Origin of the sequence: Streptomyces sp., from assembly GCF_031178505.1 — a bacterium.
Taxonomy (GTDB): domain Bacteria; phylum Actinomycetota; class Actinomycetes; order Streptomycetales; family Streptomycetaceae; genus Streptomyces; species Streptomyces gulbargensis.
The window spans coordinates 1-5,062 of the sequence record NZ_JAPSIW010000530.1 but is presented as its reverse complement, the minus strand read 5'-3'; the positions used below and the strand labels follow the sequence as shown (position 1 = coordinate 5,062).

Below are 5,062 nucleotides of genomic sequence, written 5' to 3'. Positions count from 1 at the left end.
TCACGGCCGGTCCTTCATGTCTGTCGCAGGGCGCCGCGCCCCGCAAGCGGAGGGCCGCCGACCGGGGCGCTTCGAGGTGCCGGCCAGGTCGCCGGCGCCGTCCGGCGCTTCGCGGGAGCCGTCCGGTTCGGCGCCGGGGCCACCCCTCTCTTGAACACGTTCAAGAGAGGATCTACGCTCGACCCATCGGTTGAACGCGTTCAAGTCGAAGGTGGTGGGGCGTGTCCACGCTGTCGGTCCTCGTGAACCCGGTGGTGGCGCTCGGCATGCTGTGGGTCGTGCCGACCGGCCTCGCCCTCCTCGGCGGGCCGCGCCCGCCGGCTCTGGACCGCCTCCGGCGGGTCTGGCCGCTACCGGCCCTGCCGGGCGCGGTCTGCCTGTGGCTCCCCCGCTCGGAAGCGGCGGCCGCCCTCGCCGCCGTCTACGCCCTCGCCACCCTGGCCCTGGCGCTGCAGGCGCCGGCCCGGCTGCTCCTCACCCGCTCCCTCCGGCCCCGCGAGATCGCCGTCCTCACCGCGCTGGCCTCGCCCTCGGTCGCCGGTACCGCGCTGGTCGCCGAGCGGGCGGGTCACCCCCTGTTCGGGTTCGACCTGGACCTCCTCGCGCTGACCGTTCCGCACTTCCACTTCGCGGGCTTCGCCGCCGCCCTGGTCGCCGGGCTCGTCCACCGGACCTCGGACGGGCCCGCCGCCCGCTTCGCCGCGCTGAGCGTGCCCGCCGGCACCCTGCTCGTCCTGCTCGGCTACTTCGTGAACGACGGGACGGAACTGGCCGGCGCCGTCGTCCTGACCGCCGGGATGACGGCGGTCGCCGTCCTCACCCTGCGGGAGCGCAGGGACGTCGCGGCCGGCCCCGCGACCAGGGCCCTGCTCGCCGTCTCGGCCCTGGTCCTCGCGGCGACCATGGTGCTCGCGCTCAGCTGGGCGCTGGGCGAGGCGACCGGACTGCCGCACCCGAGCCTGACGTGGATGGCCGCCACCCACGGCCTCGGCAACGCCCTCGGCTTCGCCGTCTGCGCCCTGCTCGCCCGGCGCCGCCTCCTCACGGAGCACGGCGCCCGACCGGGAAGGCGCGAGCCCCCGGACGCCGGCCCTGCGCCCCTCCCCGCCCCCGGGGCGGAGCCGGAGACCGCCCCCGGGACCCGCCCCGGCGCCCTCACCCGACCCAGCCCGTGATCCGCGACCGATCGGAGCTTCCGCCATGACCCGCCTCCTGCACGACCTCGCCCGCCCCTCCGGGCCCTCCCGCCGCGCCGAGCCGGCCCTCAGCTACCGCGAGGTGGGCGCCACCCGCACCCCGGACGCGCTGCCCGGGGGCTACCACCATCTGCGCCACAGCGCGGTGGTCGGCCACGGACCCGCCGCCTTCGCGGCCGCCCGGGAGGCCGTCACCACCTGGCGGCTGCACCGGGCCTCCGGAGCGCGGGTCGACGCCGCCGCCCGCCGGGCCGCCCCCGGGGCCCGGGTGACGGTCTCCGCCGGCCTCGGCCGGATGCGGCTGGGCGTGCCGTGCGTGGTGATCTGGACGGTGTACGAGGAGCGGCGGGCCGGCTTCGCCTACGGCAGCCTGACCGGGCACCCGGAGTCCGGTGAGGAGTCCTTCGTGGTGGAGCTCACCGGGGACGGGACCGTCCGGTTCACGGTCACCGCCTTCAGCCGTCCCGCCGCCTGGTACACGCGCCTCGGCGGACCGCTGGTCCCGCTCCTCCAGCGCGCGTACGCCCGCCGGCTCGGCCGGACGCTGCGCCGTCTCGTCCGGACGTGACGCCGGGCCGATACTGGAGGCGATGGAGTGGTTCACCGCACCCGAGTACGGGCTGAGCCTGATCGTCTTCCAGCGGGGCCTGGCCGCCTTGTACTGCGTGGCGTTCCTGTCGGCCGCCCTGCAGTTCCGCGCGCTCATCGGCGAGCGCGGGATGCTTCCCGTACCGGAGTACCTGCGCCGGACGGACCCGCGCCGTGCGCCCTCGCTGTTCCGCTGGCGCTACTCCGACCGGCTGTTCGCCGCCGTGGCGTGGTCCGGTGCCGCGCTGGCGCTCGCGATGGCGGCCGGCGCCGGGGACGCCGTACCGCTGCCGGTCTCGATGCTGCTGTGGCTGCTGCTGTGGGGCGCGTACCTGTCGATCGTGAACGTGGGCCAGACCTGGTACGCCTTCGGCTGGGAGTCGCTGCTCCTGGAGACCGGGTTCCTCGCGGTCTTCCTCGGCAACGACGAGACCGGGCCGCCCGTCCTCGTGCTCTTCCTGCTGCGCTGGCTGCTGTTCCGGGTGGAGTTCGGCGCCGGGCTGATCAAGCTCCGGGGGGACCGGTGCTGGCGGGATCTGACCTGTCTGCACCACCACCATGAGACACAGCCGATGCCCGGCCCGCTCAGCTGGTTCTTCCACCATCTGCCGGGGCCCCTGCACAAGGTGGAGGTGGCCGCCAACCACGTGGTGCAGCTCGGCGTGCCGTTCCTCCTCTTCGCCCCGCAGCCGGTGGCCACGGTGGCGGCCTGTCTGATGATCGCCACCCAGCTGTGGCTGGTGCTCTCGGGCAACTTCGCGTGGCTGAACTGGCTGACCATCGTGATCGCCGTCCCGGCGGTGGACGCCTCCGCCCTCGCGGGGACCCCGCCGCGGCCCGATCCCCCCGTCTGGTACGTCGTACTGGTCCTGGCCGTGACGGTGCTGGTCCTGGTCCGCAGCTACCGTCCGGTGCGCAACCTGCTCTCGCGGCGGCAGGTGATGAACCGCTCCTACGACCCGTTCCACCTGGTCAACAGCTACGGGGCCTTCGGCACGGTCGGCCGGGTCCGGTACGAGATCGTCGTGGAGGGCACCGACGCCCCCGTCCCGGGTCCCGACGCGGTGTGGAAGGAGTACGGGTTCAAGGGCAAGCCGGGCGACCCGCGCCGGCTGCCCCGGCCCTTCGCCCCCTACCACCTGCGGCTCGACTGGCTCATGTGGTTCGCGGCCCTCTCGCCCGGCTACGCCGGGGACTGGTTCGGGCCCTTCGTGGAGCGGCTCCTGGAGGGCGACCGGGACACGCTTCGGCTGCTCGGCCACAACCCCTTTCCGGACGCCCCGCCCGTGCACGTCCGCGCCCGGCTGTACCGCTACCGGTACACGACCTGGCGGGAGCTCCGGGAGACCGGGGCGTGGTGGCACCGCGCACTCGTACGGGAGTACCTGCCTCCCACCCGGCTGCGGAAGCCGGCGGGGCGGGACTGAACGGCGGACCGTCCACGCGGTGCGGCGCCCGGACGCGCCGGTGCCCCCGCCCGGGTGGGCGGGGGCACCGTACGGCGGCCGTCGAGGGCCCGCGCCCGGGCGGCAGGCCGGTCGGGGCGGGTCAGTCGATGCCGGGCAGGATGTGGGGCTCGGCGAGGTCGTCCTCGTAGCCCGCGAGCCGGATCGGGGCCGAGCGTGCCCAGACTTCGAGGCTTCCCAGCTCGCCCTTGCGGCGGGTGGACTCGGCTTGTTCGGACGGTCGCGGATCCTGCGTGGTCAGTTCAGTGGTCACCGCGCACTCCTCTGTGTCGCGTATGGGGGAGGACAGGGCCGGTCGGGTCGCGGTGGCGCCGTTGATCGGGCGGGGCCGCGGCCTTGGTGGCAGGCCAGTCCCCCGGAAGGCCGTGAGGACGGTGTGTCTCCTCGGTGGCCGACCGTGGACATCAGAGTAACCAAATGAGCGAGGCCGCGCTCTAGCGGGCTCCGAAGTGTGACGCGTTCGGGTGAAGTGAGCCGAAAAGAGCGCTCCACCGGGGGGTGGAACGCTCTTTTCCGGACATCTGTGCGCGGCCGTGGAACGGGCGCCCTACCAGTTGGCGGGCGCGTAGTCCTTCAGGAAGACGCCGTACAGGTCCTCGCCCGCCTCGCCGCGCACGACCGGGTCGTAGACGCGGGCCGCGCCGTCGACCAGGTCGAGCGGGGCGTGGAAGCCGGCCTCGGCGAGCCGCAGCTTGTCGAAGTGCGGGCGCTCGTCGGTGATCCAGCCGGTGTCCACCGAGGTCATGAGGATGCCGTCGGTCTCGAACATCTCCTGCGCGCTGGTCCGCGTGACCATGTTCATCGCCGCCTTGGCGGCGTTGGTGTTCGGGTGGCCGGCGCCCTTGTAGCCGCGGCTGAAGACACCCTCCATGGCGGAGACGTTGACGACGTAGGAGCGTCCGCTGGACGCCTTCCGCGCGGCCTCGGCCATGACCCCGCGCAACTTGCTGATCAGGATGAACGGCGCCGTGTAGTTGCACAGCTGGGTCTCCAGCAGCTCCACCGGGGAGATCTGCTCGATGCTCTGCACCCACGTGTTGGACTCGACGACGTCGGGCAGGAGGCCGCCCGCGTCGATGGCGGTGCCGTCGAGGTGCCGCTCGATGCTGGCGTTGCCGGCGACCAGGGCGAGGTCGGCGACCTTCTGCGCCTCCAGACCGCTGGTGCCCACGGGCAGCGCGGAGAGACCGTCGACGGCCCCGGAGTTGAAGGCGCCGATGACGTGGTGGGCGGGCAGCTCGCCGGCGGGCAGCGGCGCGCTCTCGCCCTCGACGAGCGCGGCGTACGCGGAGGGGAGGCGGCGCACGGTCTGCGTGGCGTTGTTGATGAGGATGTCCAGCGGGCCGGCGTCGGCGACCTGCTCCGCGAGGGCGACGGCCTGGGCGGGGTCGCGCAGGTCGATGCCGACGACCTCCAGGCGGTGCATCCAGTCCGCGGAATCCTCCATCGCCTTGAACCGGCGGATGGCGTCCTTGGGGAAGCGGGTGGTGATGGTGGTCTGGGCGCCGTCGCGCAGCAGCCGCAGCGCGATGTACATGCCGATCTTGGCGCGGCCGCCGGTGAGCAGGGCGCGCTTGCCGGTGAGGTCGGCGCGGGCGTCGCGCTTGACCCGGTTCTCGGCGGCACACCTCTGGCAGAGCTGGTGGTAGAAGTAGTCGACCTCGACGTACCGCGTCTTGCAGACGTAGCAGGACCGCGGGCGCTGGAGTATGCCGGCGATCCGGCCTTCCTCGGTGGCCGAGGAGGGCAGGATGCCCTCGGTCTCGTCGTCGATCCGCTGGGCGGAGCCGGTGGCGGTCGCCTCGGTGACGG

General features: G+C 73.7%; 5 protein-coding genes. 3 read left to right on the top strand and 2 right to left on the bottom strand.

The genetic code is table 11. From position 1 onward, the window contains the following. Positions 1-230: 230 nt before the first annotated feature. The 3 genes from RIF68_RS27000 to RIF68_RS26990 are packed head-to-tail and all read left to right on the top strand — an operon-like array spanning position 231 to position 3,211. Positions 231-1,175 (top strand): YndJ family transporter, encoded by a 945-nt coding sequence (locus tag RIF68_RS27000; RefSeq protein WP_309053906.1) that lies wholly within the window; start codon positions 231-233, stop codon positions 1,173-1,175. 25 nt (positions 1,176-1,200) lie between these two features. Next, positions 1,201-1,764 (top strand): DUF1990 domain-containing protein, encoded by a 564-nt coding sequence (locus RIF68_RS26995; protein WP_309053905.1) that lies wholly within the window; start codon positions 1,201-1,203, stop codon positions 1,762-1,764. Positions 1,765-1,786: 22 nt separating this feature from the next. Then, positions 1,787-3,211, top strand: a complete 1,425-nt coding sequence (locus tag RIF68_RS26990; protein ID WP_309053904.1) for a lipase maturation factor family protein — start codon at positions 1,787-1,789, stop codon at positions 3,209-3,211. 121 nt (positions 3,212-3,332) lie between these two features. Here the strand turns inward: RIF68_RS26990 and RIF68_RS26985 are convergent, their stop codons facing one another. Further along, entirely contained in the window at positions 3,333-3,503 is a 171-nt protein-coding gene (locus RIF68_RS26985) for a hypothetical protein (RefSeq protein WP_309053903.1), read from the bottom strand. Positions 3,504-3,797: 294 nt separating this feature from the next. Next, positions 3,798-5,062, bottom strand: a 1,265-nt coding sequence (locus RIF68_RS26980) for an SDR family NAD(P)-dependent oxidoreductase (RefSeq protein ID WP_309053902.1), incomplete at its 5' end; no start/stop codon positions are given.

What these genes read in the sequence shown, in the direction of transcription:
- RIF68_RS26995 (WP_309053905.1), top strand. Translation starts at nt 1,201, where the DNA reads ATGACCCGCCTCCTGCACGACCTCGCCCGCCCCTCCGGGCCCTCCCGC.
- RIF68_RS26990 (WP_309053904.1), top strand. Translation starts at nt 1,787, where the DNA reads ATGGAGTGGTTCACCGCACCCGAGTACGGGCTGAGCCTGATCGTCTTC.